Below are 11,560 nucleotides of genomic sequence, written 5' to 3'. Positions count from 1 at the left end.
CAGGGGCGGAGCCCGGGGTATCCGGGCTAGGCTCGGGTCACGACCGTGGTTGACGTCTCGAGGAGGGACACATGACTCGGTGGATGTGGGCCGTGACGATGGTCGCGCTGGGTGGGGTGGGCTGCCAGAACGAGCAGAAACCAGCGATTCCCACGCGCGCGGAGATCAAGGCCTTGGGGGGCTCCACGGTGGAGTTCATTCCCAAGGAGGGACAGCACCCGTACTGCATGCTGTTCACGGTGTCGGAGAAGGGTGTCATCCGTCAGCTGACGATGACGCGCGAGAACCGGTCCATCAAATGCGATACCGGCAAGCGCATCTACAACTCGAGCTTCCGCATTCCGGTGGAGGAGGGGAAGATCCGTGCGTACATCTTCTTCTCGGACCAGCGCATCCAGGCGGGCTCGGTGGCGCAGCAGCTGTACGACCTGCGCGACAAGCAGCGCGTCTCGGCGATGGACTTCCGGCTGCCGGGCTCGGTGACGGTGGAGATGCTCGAGTTCACGCCGAAGCCGGGAGGAGAGCCGGTGACGGGCGCGGTGGTGGGCACGACGGACATCCCCACCGAGGGCAACCAGCCCGAGGAGAGCCAGACCGAGGAGGCCGAGGTGGAGGAGCCGACGCAGAACACGGCGCCGCCGCCGCCGAATGAAAGCTCGAAGCTGACGCCGCCGCCGAACGGTGGAGGCAGCGGCACGGCGACAGCCACGGACACCATGAAGTGACCGTGTCCGCCCCCCTTCCCTCTCCCTTCGGGAGAGGGTCGGGGTGAGGGTATCCGAGCCCGTTAGAACGACTCGCGCAACATGCCGAGCAGGTCCTCCAGGGTGCACGGGCGCGGGTTGCCGCGGTGCGAGGCATCCACGAAGGACTTCTCGGCGATGCGCACCAGGTCCTTCTCCTGCACGCCCACGTCGCGCAGGCGCGAGGGAATGCCGATGGTGGCGTTCAGCTTGCGCACCCGCTCGATGGCATTACCCGCGAGCACTTCCTCCCGCGAGTTCGACGTATCCCCCATGGCCTGGGCGACGCGCGCCAGCCGCGCGGTGCTGACGGGGCGGTTGAACTCCATCACCACGGGCAGGACGATGGCGTTGGCCAGACCGTGGTGCACGCCGGAGATGGGCGTGAGCGCATGGGCCAGCGAGTGGCAGGCCCCGAGCCCCTTCTGGAAGGCCATGGCGCCCTCCATGGCCGCCACCATCATGTCGGTGCGGGCCACCAGGTTGCTCCCCTCCTCCACGGCCCGGGGCAGCGAGCGCGCCACGCGGCCGATGCCGTCGATGGCCACCGCGTCCGCCAGCGGGTGGAAGCCGTTGGACAGGTACGCCTCCAGGCAGTGCGTGAAGGCGTCCATGCCCGTGGCCGCGGTGGGCCCCGGCGGCAGCCCCAGCGTGAGCTCGGGGTCGCAGATGGCCGCCTTCGGCATGAGGAACGGGCTGAAGATGACCGTCTTGCGCCCCGTGTCCGAGAGCGTCGCCACGCCCGAGCGGCTCACCTCCGAGCCCGTGCCCGCCGTGGTGGGGATGGCGATGAGCGGCGGCATGTTGTCCAGCACGTACTGGTCACCGCCCGTCGCGTCGTCGTAGCGCGACAGCGGCGGCTCGTGCGTGGTGAGCACCTGCACCAGCTTCGCCGCGTCCAGCGGGCTGCCTCCGCCAATCGCGATGATGCCGTCGCACCGGCCCGCCTTGTACATCTCCAGCCCCGCGAAGGCATCGCGCTCGGTGGGGTCGGGCTTCACCTGGTCGAAGACCGTGAAGCCCACTCCGGCCGCCTTCAGCACCTCGTACAGCCGCTGCGCGAGCCCCGCCTTCACCACGCCCGCGTCCGTCACCACCAGCGGACGCTTCATGTTCAGCCTCGCCACCTGCGCGGGCAGCCGCTGCAGCGCTCCCGCCCCGAGGACGATCTTCGTGGGCCAGGACAGCTCGGTGATGCGCGGCTCGCTCGGCATGTCGAACGGTTTCATCGGTACTCCCGTGACAACAAATGAAGACCCTCACCCCAGCCCTCTCCCAGGGGGAGAGGGGGCTTGCTCAGATCAGCTCCATGTAGCGCTCGAGCTCCCAGTTCGTGACGGCTCGCTCGTACTGGCGCGCCTCCCACTCGCGCGTGCGCACGAAGTGGTCCACGAACTCCTCGCCCAGGATCTGCCTCGCCCGCTTCGACCCCTTGAGCAGCGTCACCGCCTCCCGCAGCGAGCGCGGCAGCCGCGGCGCATCCACCGAGTACCCGTTGCCGGCGCACGGCTCGGGGGGCGTCACCTCGTTCTCGATGCCCCACAGACCCGCCGCGAGGCTCGCCGCCATGCCGATGTACGCGTTCATGTCCGCGCCCGTCTGGCGGTACTCGAGCCGCATCGACTTGGGGCTGTCCCCGATGACCCGCACCGCCGTGGTCCGGTTCTCCCGGCCCCACGTCGCCGTCACCGGCGCCCACGTGTTCTCCACGCTGCGCTTGTAGCTGTTCACCGTGGGCCAGTAGAGCGCCGTGAGCTCCGGCATCAGCTCCATCACCCCGCCGATGTAGTGCCGCATCGTCGTGCTCATGCCATCGGCCGACTCGGCGTCGTGGAAGGCGTTCTCGTCGCTCCTCAACGTCCACAGCGACTGGTGCATGTGCCCCGAGCACCCCGGCAGCTTCGGATCCACCTTCGCCATGAAGCAGGCCGTGAGCCCGTGGCGCGCGCAGATCTCCTTCACCACCGTCTTGAAGAGCGCCGCCTTGTCCGCGGCCTTCTCCAGGTCGTCGTAGCGGATGGCGGCCTCGAAGACACCCGGGCCCGTCTCGGTGTGGAAGCCCTCCAGCTCCACGCCGAAGTCGCGGCACCCGTCGATGATGGCGTGCACCAGCGGCGCGTTGAGCGACGTGCGCAGCCACGAGTAGCCGAACATGCCCGGCGTCAGCGGCGTCAGGCGCTCGTAGCCCTTCTCCTTCAGCGACTGGGGCGTCTCCTTGAAGATGAAGAACTCGTACTCGGCGCCGAACCTCGGCATGAAGCCCATGTCGCGCGCGCGCTGGCCGATCTTCTGCAAGAGCTGCCGGGGGCTCGGCTCGAAGGGCGTGCCGTCCGGGTTGATGAAGTCCAGCAGGAAGGCCGCGGTGTCCGGCTCCCACGGGATGATGCGGCCGGTGGACAGGTCCACCTTGGCGTGCCCATCCGGGTAGCCGGTGTGCCAGCCCGTCACCCGCGTGTTGTCGAGCAGCTCGTCCGTGATGTCCCAGCCGAACACCACGTCACAGAAGCCCAGCCCGCTCTTGCACGCGGAGAAGAACTTGTCCATCGATACGTACTTGCCGCGCCAGACGCCGTCCACGTCCACCGCGCCGATCTTCACCTGCTTGACGCCCTTCTCCTCGAACCACTTGTGCAACAGGTCCGTGCCCGAGGGCTCGCGCAGGTGCCTGACCGTGTCGCCCTTGTCCTTCGAGCGCGCACGCCTCCCGGCTGGCTGCGGCAGGGTGATGACCTTCGCCTTGGAACGGTTCGCCATTGGCCTCCTCCTCCTCCTTCGCCCGACGCCCATGTGCGCGCCCGGACCTTTCCCCTCACACTTCGGAGGGCAACTTCATCCACACGGCCTTCACCTGGAGAGAGCCCTCCTCCAGGATGTGATGCGACAAGTCACCGCCGAGGATCGCCTCGCGAGGCGTCTTGCTGGGGTCCACATGCGGGCCCTCAATGCGCAGCTTGAGCAGCGGAAGCTGGGGAGGGAGCGTGCAAGCGTCGGACATGAAGACACCTCGGAACAGCAAGCGGCAGCCGAAGCTAGGGAGCGGCATCCAACGCGGCAACCCAACCCACCAAGAGGCACGATGAAGAACGTTCTCCTGTTGAAAGCGGGTGATGCGGCCCACTCCGTGAGACTCGGCGTAGGTGACTATGAGCACTGGTTCGTCGAGTCGCTCGCTCCCGGAGGCTGCCGGTTCGACATCCTCCACGTGCACCGGGGCGCCCGGTTGCCGGACAGTGCCACGGGCTACGATGCGGTGATGATGACCGGCTCGCCCGCCTCGGTGACGCAGCCGGAGCCGTGGATGGAGCGCGCCGCGGAGTTCATGCTGGGTGCGGCGGCCCACGGCGTGCCGGTGCTCGGGGTGTGCTTCGGGCACCAGTTGCTCGCGTACGCCCACGGGGCGCGCGTGGTGCGCAACCACCACGGCCGGGAGATTGGCACCGTGGAGGTCTCCTTGAGCGAGGAGGGACGCGAGGATCCACTCTTCGACGGGTTGCCCGAGCGCTTCACGGTCCAGGCCACCCACGAGGACATCGTCGAGGAGGCCCCCACCGGGGCGACCGTGCTGGCGGGCAACATGAACACCGCGGTGCAGGCGCTCGCCTTCGGGCCCCTCATCCGCGGGGTACAGTTCCACCCCGAGGTCCACCCGGCCGCCATGCGAGCCCTGATCCTGGCCCGCGCGGAGAAGTTGGAGGTCGAAGCAACGGCCCGGGGCCATGGACGCGGGGAGCGGGTACCCCGGTTGCTGGCGGGGCTCGCTCCCTCGCCCGCCGGGCAGCGCATCCTGCGCAACTTCGTCGAGCGGTTCACCTGAGGGCGGGGCTGAAGTAGGTAGAGGCATGGCCTCGCGCTGGGACTACCTCTTCGAGACGAAGCCCATCCCCCTCATCGACCACCTGCTGGAGGAGGTGGCGAAGCTGCTCGCGAAGGACCTGGGGCAGTGGCCGCCGCCGGTGCAGGAAATCGATCTGGAGGTGGGCGGCCAGTTCGCGTCCCTCTTCACCGAGCCGCCCCCGCGCCCCGCCCCGGCCGTCTACGAGGAGGCCCTGCGGCTGTCGCGCTGGGAGCTGGCCCGGGAGCACGAGGCCTACGACGACTACATGCGCAACAAGCGCTACCTGGCGCGGGGGCTGGCTCCGACGGACCGTCTCACCCTGCTCTTCCTGAACCGGTGGATCGTCGACCAGATGCTCGGCCTGGGAGAGGCCACGGAGGGCCGGGTGAACCGCCGGCTCATGCAGCAGTGCCTCGACCGCCTGGAGGCTCGCCTGCGGCTGGTTCAGACGCCCTCCGCTTGAGCCCGGACGGTCCCTCTGCGATAAGCCGCGCATGCTGCAGCCTCACGAGCTCAACGTTCCAGCGGAACGCCGCAAGCGCCTCTACATCCTCGCGGGGCTGTGGCTGACCGTCGCCCTCATCCTGGCGCTCTTCCACTCGGTGCTGCTGCCCTTCGCGAGCGCCGCCCTCATCGCGTACCTGGTGCACCCGCTGGTGACACGCATCACCCAGGTGAAGGTACGTGGGCACTACATCCCGCGCTGGGTGGGCATCCTGCTCATCTACGCGCTCTTCTTCCTGGCGTTGTACCTCTTCTTCATCGCCATGGTGCCGCAGCTCTACCGCGAGCTGGCCCGCATCAGCCGGGATGGAGTGGCCTTCATCAACTCGCTCACCCCCGAGCGCGTCCACGTGCTCGCCGACCGCGCCGAGGACTGGCTGCGCGCCAATGGGATTCCCGTGGCCATCGCCACGCCCGAGGACATCCGCACCGGCGTGCCCTCCACCGGCTTCTCACTGAACCTGGAGCAGGTCATCCAGGACGTGGCCGCGAGCCTGACGGCCCTGACGCGCGAGCACCTGGGCGACATCGTCACCGTGTCGCGCAACATCATCACGTCGGTGGTGGCCGGCGTGTTCATGATGTTCTTCATCCTGATGGTGGCGGCGTTCTTCTCCATCGATGCGCAGGCCATCGTCCGCTACTTCCTCAGCCTCGTGCCGGCCGAGTACGGCACCGACGCGAAGCTGCTGCTGGAGCGCATCGATCGCTCGCTGTCCGGTGTGGTGCGCGGACAGGTGACCATCTGCCTGGTCAATGGCGTGCTCACCTTCGTGGGGCTGCTGCTGTTCGGCGTGAAGTTCGCCTTCCTGCTGGCCACGGTGGCCACGGTCTTCAGCCTCATCCCCATCTTCGGGACGATCCTCAGCTCGGTGCCCATCGTGCTCATCGCGCTGGCGGACGGCTTCCAGAAGGGGTTCGCCATCCTGCTGTGGATCATCGGGATTCACGCGCTGGAGGCGTACTTCCTCAACCCGAAGATCATGGGCTCGGCGGCGCGCATCCACCCGGTCATCGTGGCCTTCAGCCTGATCGCCGGGGAGAAGATGTTCGGACTGGTGGGCGCGCTCTTCGCGGTGCCCGTGGCCTCCCTGGTGGTGGCCTGCTTCGATTACGCCCGCCTCAAGGCCCAGCCCACCCTGGCCGAGGTGCAGCTCGAGAAGGTCGAGACGTCCAAGTAGTCCTGAGCCACACGGGTTGCATCCGTGTGTGTCCCCTCTCCCAAGGGGAGAGGGTCTGACCCGGGGCCCACGTTCGGGAAGAGTAGGAAACGATGCGGACTCACCCGCTGCAGGCCGCCTCGCAGCGCGAGTCCCGGCAGATGACGAGGCAGCGCCCGCACTCGATTCCGTTCACCGGGCACGTCCCACTGCACCGCACGTTGGAGCAGTTCGGCCCGTCCTGCACGTGGGTGGGGTTCGTCCCCTCGCCACAGCACGCGTTCCCCGTGCAGTCCGAGTCGTTGTAGCAGACGCGGTTGGACAGGGGCTCCGGAGCAACACCGAAGTCCCCCTCCACCGGGCCGCACCCGGCGGCCCATCCGAGCACCGCTCCCAACACGAGGGCGGCGAGTGGAACAGAGCGGGTGCGGTGCATATGTCGACTCCTTACCGGTTCATCGAGCCGAGGAATTCGGCGTTCGAAGCGGTCGGACGCATATGCTTGAGCACGAATTCCATCGCGTCGATCGGCGTGAACGGGTGCAGTACCTGACGAAGCGCCGTGGTGCGGATGAGGTCCGACGGGCTCAGCAGCAGCTCCTCCTTACGCGTACCGGACTTGTTGATGTCCAGCGTCGGGAAGATGCGCTTCTCCATCAGCTTGCGGTCCAGGACGATCTCCGAGTTACCGGTGCCCTTGAACTCCTCGAAGATGACCTCGTCCATGCGGCTGCCGGTGTCGATGAGCGCGGTGCCGATGATGGTGAGGCTGCCGCCCTCCTCGATGTTGCGCGCGGCGCCGAAGAAGCGCTTGGGCTTGTGCAGCGCGTTGGCGTCCACACCACCGGAGAGAATCTTGCCCGAGGCCGGCACCACCGTGTTGTAGGCGCGCGCCAGACGGGTGATGGAGTCCAGGAGGATGCACACGTCGTACTTCTGCTCGACCAGGCGCTTGGCCTTGTCGATGACCATCTCCGCCACCTGCACGTGGCGCGTGGCGGGCTCGTCGAAGGTGGAGCTCACCACCTCGCCGCGCACGTTGCGCTCCATGTCCGTCACTTCCTCGGGGCGCTCGTCCACGAGCAGCACGATGAGGTAGACGTCCGGGTGGTTCTTCGAGATGGCGTGCGCGATGTTCTGCAGCAGCACCGTCTTACCGGCCTTCGGCGGCGCCACGATGAGGCAGCGCTGGCCCAGGCCGATGGGGCAGAACAGGTCGATGATGCGCGTCGTCATCTCCGACCCCTCGTGCTCCAGCTTCAGCTTGCGCGTGGGGTAGAGCGGCGTGAGGTTGTCGAAGAGGATGCGCTCGCGCGCCGCCTCGGACAGCGGGTCGGCGAAGTTGACCTTGTCCACCTTCTGCAGCGCGAAGAAGCGCTCGCCCTCGCGCGGCTGGCGGATGGGCCCCGTCACCGTGTCGCCCGGCCGCAGGTTGAAGCGGCGCACCTGCGACGGCGACACGTAGATGTCGTCCGGGCTCGGCTGGTAGTCGCTGTCCGAGCTGCGCAGGAAGCCGAAGCCGTCGCTCAGCAGCTCCATCACGCCTTCCGCGTGCACCTCGAACTTCTTGTCCGCGATGCCCGACAGCAGCGCGAAGATGAGATCCTGCTTTTTGAGACCCTGATAACCCTCGATGTTGAAGTCGTGGGCCATCTTCGCCAGGTCGGTGATCTTCATCCGCTTCAGGTCATTGAGCTTGATGACCTGCATGGGAGCGCCGTCGCGCGTCACCTCGGTGACCACGGGCGCCTCGGCCGGCTCGGGGGCCGCCGGCTGCGCGGCGGGCTCCTCGTGCGTCGCGTGGGCGCGGACCTCCTGGTACTCCTCGTCTCTCACAGGGTGGGAGGGAATCGGCGTCAGCACCGGGCGCGGCGTCTCGGAGACGGACTCCGAGGGAGCCTCGGGCTCGGTGTCCTCCTCTCGACGGGCGGCCGTCCGGCGGCGCGAGGGCTTTTCGGTGTCGTCCCGGTCCGCGGCCTTGGCCCGCGTCGTGCGACGCTTGGGCTTCTCTTCTTCGGCCTCGATGACTGCGGTGTCCAGGACCTTCTCTTTGGGGGAACGGGCTTTGGCCATGTGCTTGGGGGGCTACGGGCGGGCGCCCTGGCATGTGGGGCGCGCACGGGAATGTCGTGAAAGATGTCCGTGAGGTACGCGAAGCGCGAAACGCCCTCGGCGGGTCACCCTGGATCCCTTCTTGCCGGGACCTCACGGGTGGTGGAACCATGTACAGGGAAGAGATGGCGCCTGAGGTGTGACAACAACCCTCATGAGCCGCTGCAAGAGGTTATTGACCACCTCCGGAGCTGTCAAGGCATCCTCGCTTCCTGCCCAGTCAGGCAGCCGACGCCTCGAATTATTTCAGTTCATCCGCCGAGCCTTCATCCGTGAACTCCTCGAAGACCGCCGACGCCACCCGAGCCGAGCAGCTCCGCCGCGAGCTCGCCCACCACAACCACCGCTACTACGTGCTCGATTCTCCGGAGGTCAGCGACGCGGAATATGACCGGCTGATACGGGAGCTGCAGGAGTTGGAGGCCCGCCACCCCGACCTCATCACCCCGGACTCGCCGACCCAACGGGTGGGGGGTGCCCCGGCCGAGAAGTTCGAGAAGGTGGTCCACCGCGCTCCGATGCTCTCGTTGGCCAACGTCTTCAACCACGAAGAGCTTTCCGATTTCGACGAGCGGATCCGCCGCCAGACGGGGCTGGCGCAGGTCGCCTACGTGTGCGAGCCCAAGCTCGACGGCCTGGCCGTCACCCTGCACTACGAGCACGGGCGCTTCGTCCGGGGCGCCACCCGCGGCGACGGCACCGAGGGCGAGGACGTCAGCGCCAACCTGCGCACCATCCGCAGCCTTCCCATGGAGCTGCTGCCCCAGGACGGGGTGAAGGTGCCCGGGGGCCTCGAGGTGCGCGGCGAGGTCTTCATCTCCAAGAAGGACTTCAAGAAGCTCAACGACTCGCGGGAGCAGGAGGGCGAGCCGCTCTTCGCCAACCCCCGCAACGCCGCCGCCGGCAGCCTGCGGCAGTTGGATCCGCGCATCACCGCCACGCGCCCGCTCTCCCTCTACCTGTACGAGTGCGTGCCCGGCGAGGGCGTGCCCGCCTTCCGCTCGCACACGGAGAAGCTCGAGTACCTCAAGTCGCTCGGGCTGCCGGTGAACCGGTACGTGCGCGTGGAGAGCGTGGAGGGGGTGCGCGAGCAGTACGGCAAGTCCGTCGAGGGCCGCCATGCCCTGCCCTTCGAGGTGGACGGCATGGTGGTGAAGGTGGACGAGGAGGACCTGCGCCAGCGCCTGGGGCAGATCTCCAAGAGCCCCCGCTGGGCCGTGGCCTACAAGTTCCCCCCCGAGGAGGAGGCCACGCTCGTCGAGGACATCCAGGTGTACGTGGGCCGCACGGGCGCGCTCACGCCGGTGGCGCACCTCAAGCCGGTGAAGGTGGGAGGCGTCACCGTCAGCCGCGCCACCCTGCACAACGAGGACGAGCTGCGCCGCAAGGACGTGCGCAAGGGCGACACCGTCTTCATCCGCCGCGCCGGTGACGTCATCCCCGAGATTGTGAAGGTGGTGGAGTCCAAGCGGCCCGAGGGCGCCCAGCCCTTCGAGTTCCCCCGCGAGTGCCCCGTCTGCCACGCGGCGGCCGTACGGGACGATGAGGGCACCATCATCCGCTGCACCGGCGCCACCTGCCCCGCGCAGATGGTGGAGAAGGTGCGCCACTTCGCCTCGCGCACCGCCATGGACATCGACGGCCTGGGCGAGAAGCTCGCCGGACAGCTCGTGGAGAAGGGGCTGGTGAAGACGTTCGCGGACCTCTACCACCTCACCAAGGGCCGGCTCCTGGAGCTGGAGCGCATGGGCGAGAAGAGCGCCGACAACCTGCTGGCCAACATCGAGCGCTCCAAGCAGACCACCCAGCCCCGCTTCCTCTACGCGCTCGGCATCCGCCACGTGGGCGAGGCCACCGCCAAGACGCTCGCCGAGTCCTTCCCCAACGTGAGGGAGCTCTACGACGCCAGCCTGGAGGACATCACCCGCGTCAAGGACGTGGGCCCCACCATGGCCCAGGTCCTCCACGCCTTCTTCCGCGAGCCGCAGAACCGCGACGCCATCAACGCCCTGCTCGAGGCCGGAGTCACCCCCGCCGCGCCCCGCGTCGTCAAGACGGGCACCTTCGCCGGCAAGACGGTGGTGCTCACCGGCGGCCTCAACGGCATGAGCCGCGAGCAGGCCAAGGAGGAAATCGAGCGCCGGGGCGGTAAGGTGTCTGGAAGTGTCTCGCGCAAGACTGACATTGTGGTGGCGGGTGAGGAAGCTGGCAGCAAGCTGAAGAAGGCCCAGGAACTCGGGCTAAGAATCCTGGACGAGCAGGCGTTCCTGCAGCTGCTTCAGACGGACGCCAGAGGGTAGGGGCCGGCACCATGGACAGGCGGCGAGCAAGCCTCCGCATTCGAGGAAAGGTGCAAGGGGTGTTCTACAGGGAGAGCGCCCGCACCGAGGCCGTGCGTCTCGGGCTGACGGGTTGGGTGCGCAACCTCTCGGACGGGTCGGTCGAGGCAGTGGTCGAGGGAGCGCCCGAGGCCCTCGAGGCATTCGTCACCTGGTGTCATCGGGGTCCGCCCCAGGCCCGGGTGACGGACGTGGAGCGCGCCGATTCGGAGGCGCGCGGGGAGTTCAGCACCTTCACCGTGGAGCGCAGCTCATGAACCCCTACGCGATGGCTTCTCTGCCAGCCATGCTCGGCATCAAGGCGGGCAGCAAGGTCTCGGTCATCAATCCGCCCCGGGGCTTCGTCCAGCGGCTCAACCCCCTTCCCGATGGCGTGGAGTTCCTCATCACCGCCCAGACGGGCCTGGACGTCATCCTCTTCTTCACCCAGGACGCGCACGAGCTCGTCCAGCGCCTGCCCGCCCTGTCGCGCGCCATGGCCCTCACCGGCGGCATCTGGGTGTGCTGGCCCAGCGGCGAGGGCATCAAGACGTCCCTCTCCGAGGACTTCATCCGACAGGCCGCGCTCGACATCGGCATGGTGGACAACAAGCTGTGCCTCATCGACAGCACCTGGACTGGCCTGCGCCTGGTCCGCCGCCCTCGGGGCCGGCTGGACAAGCCGGAGAACCGCAAGCGGATGCCGACCGCCCAGGCCTGACCCCCCCCGAGCCCGGGCCCCTGCCCTCCGTCCGGAGGAGTTCCCGAGCTGCCGACCGGCCGACATTTTCCATGTCTCGCCTTTACAGGTCGTATCAGGCGTGAAAACCTTTTGGTGTTTTCGGACCTTGGGACGTTCCGCCAGGGGCGGGGCGTTTGGGGTCCATG

At 67.9% G+C, this 11,560-nt stretch carries 12 protein-coding genes; 7 read left to right on the top strand and 5 right to left on the bottom strand.

Annotation, left to right across the window (positions count from 1 at the left end):
* Positions 1 to 71: 71 nt before the first annotated feature.
* Positions 72 to 725, top strand: a complete 654-nt coding sequence (locus tag JRI60_RS13005; RefSeq protein ID WP_204226166.1) for a hypothetical protein — start codon at positions 72 to 74, stop codon at positions 723 to 725.
* A 62-nt stretch (positions 726 to 787) separates the two neighbouring features.
* Here the strand turns inward: JRI60_RS13005 and JRI60_RS13000 are convergent, their stop codons facing one another.
* The 3 genes from JRI60_RS13000 to JRI60_RS12990 form a co-directional block, all read right to left on the bottom strand.
* Complete coding sequence (locus JRI60_RS13000) at positions 788 to 1,972, bottom strand: iron-containing alcohol dehydrogenase (RefSeq protein ID WP_204226165.1); 1,185 nt, start codon at positions 1,970 to 1,972, stop codon at positions 788 to 790.
* Between the two features lie 67 nt (positions 1,973 to 2,039).
* Positions 2,040 to 3,497, bottom strand: a complete 1,458-nt coding sequence (locus tag JRI60_RS12995; protein WP_204226164.1) for a glutamine synthetase family protein — start codon at positions 3,495 to 3,497, stop codon at positions 2,040 to 2,042.
* 55 nt (positions 3,498 to 3,552) lie between these two features.
* Positions 3,553 to 3,738 carry a hypothetical protein gene (locus JRI60_RS12990; protein WP_204226163.1) on the bottom strand — a complete coding sequence of 62 codons (186 nt, stop codon included), beginning with the start codon at positions 3,736 to 3,738 and terminating at the stop codon, positions 3,553 to 3,555.
* A gap of 81 nt (positions 3,739 to 3,819) precedes the next feature.
* Here JRI60_RS12990 and JRI60_RS12985 point away from each other — a divergent pair, with 81 nt between their 5' ends.
* The 3 genes from JRI60_RS12985 to JRI60_RS12975 are packed head-to-tail and all read left to right on the top strand — an operon-like array spanning position 3,820 to position 6,263.
* Positions 3,820 to 4,557, top strand: coding sequence for a glutamine amidotransferase (locus JRI60_RS12985; RefSeq protein WP_204226162.1), 738 nt, complete (start codon positions 3,820 to 3,822; stop codon positions 4,555 to 4,557).
* A 25-nt stretch (positions 4,558 to 4,582) separates the two neighbouring features.
* On the top strand, positions 4,583 to 5,041 hold the full coding sequence (locus JRI60_RS12980) for a hypothetical protein (RefSeq protein ID WP_204226161.1): 459 nt from the start codon (positions 4,583 to 4,585) through the stop codon (positions 5,039 to 5,041).
* 31 nt (positions 5,042 to 5,072) lie between these two features.
* Positions 5,073 to 6,263, top strand: a complete 1,191-nt coding sequence (locus tag JRI60_RS12975) for an AI-2E family transporter (RefSeq protein ID WP_204226160.1) — start codon at positions 5,073 to 5,075, stop codon at positions 6,261 to 6,263.
* Between the two features lie 100 nt (positions 6,264 to 6,363).
* Here JRI60_RS12975 and JRI60_RS12970 read toward each other — a convergent pair whose 3' ends face one another.
* Both JRI60_RS12970 and rho read right to left on the bottom strand, forming a co-directional pair.
* Entirely contained in the window at positions 6,364 to 6,678 is a 315-nt protein-coding gene (locus JRI60_RS12970) for a hypothetical protein (protein WP_204226159.1), read from the bottom strand.
* 11 nt (positions 6,679 to 6,689) lie between these two features.
* A complete protein-coding gene (gene rho, locus JRI60_RS12965; protein ID WP_204226158.1) occupies positions 6,690 to 8,315 on the bottom strand; it encodes a transcription termination factor Rho in 1,626 nt (541 codons plus the stop codon).
* Between the two features lie 311 nt (positions 8,316 to 8,626).
* On the opposite strand from rho, the gene ligA reads away from it, so the two are divergent.
* From ligA to JRI60_RS12950, 3 genes are read left to right on the top strand one after another with little or no spacing between them, the layout of a single operon-like run.
* Positions 8,627 to 10,654: an NAD-dependent DNA ligase LigA gene (gene ligA / locus JRI60_RS12960; RefSeq protein ID WP_204226157.1), complete on the top strand. Its 2,028-nt coding sequence runs from the start codon at positions 8,627 to 8,629 to the stop codon at positions 10,652 to 10,654.
* A gap of 11 nt (positions 10,655 to 10,665) precedes the next feature.
* Positions 10,666 to 10,950 (top strand): acylphosphatase, encoded by a 285-nt coding sequence (locus JRI60_RS12955; RefSeq protein WP_204226156.1) that lies wholly within the window; start codon positions 10,666 to 10,668, stop codon positions 10,948 to 10,950.
* Positions 10,947 to 11,393 carry a DUF3052 family protein gene (locus JRI60_RS12950; RefSeq protein WP_204226155.1) on the top strand — a complete coding sequence of 149 codons (447 nt, stop codon included), beginning with the start codon at positions 10,947 to 10,949 and terminating at the stop codon, positions 11,391 to 11,393. Before JRI60_RS12955 ends, JRI60_RS12950 begins: the two co-directional genes overlap by 4 nt.
* Positions 11,394 to 11,560 lie beyond the last annotated feature (167 nt).

Origin of the sequence: Archangium violaceum (assembly GCF_016887565.1) — a bacterium.
Taxonomy (GTDB): Bacteria; Myxococcota; Myxococcia; order Myxococcales; family Myxococcaceae; genus Archangium; species Archangium violaceum_B.
Note: the sequence above shows the minus strand (reverse complement) of the source record. Positions and strands in the feature narration are given on the sequence as shown.